The 251-nt window shown below is 70.5% G+C and carries 1 protein-coding gene; it reads left to right on the top strand.

Features of this window, described 5'->3' with window-relative positions:
• Positions 1–251 (top strand): family 43 glycosylhydrolase (locus SB753_RS39660; protein WP_410805494.1); only part of this gene is annotated, 251 nt, incomplete at both ends.

Consider the following 251-nt stretch of genomic DNA (forward strand, 5'->3'; position numbering starts at 1 on the left):
GTACCGGCCTGCTCGGATCGATGTCCCGTGCACTGCCGCTGCTGGCGGCGCTGGCCTTGTCGCCAGCGCAGGCCGCAGCGCCGGTGGCCTTTGACGACTTCGTCTATCGCGGCGACGATGCGGCCTTCGCCGCGCCGCTGGCCAGGGGCGAGTACCGCAACCCGGTGCTCGCCGGCTTCCATCCCGATCCGGCGGTGACGCGGGTGGGCAACCGCTACTACCTGGTCAACTCCACCTTCGCCTACTTCCCG

The sequence above is a fragment of the Paraburkholderia sp. SIMBA_053 genome (assembly GCF_046534895.1).
Classification (GTDB): Bacteria; Pseudomonadota; Gammaproteobacteria; order Burkholderiales; family Burkholderiaceae; genus Paraburkholderia; species Paraburkholderia caledonica.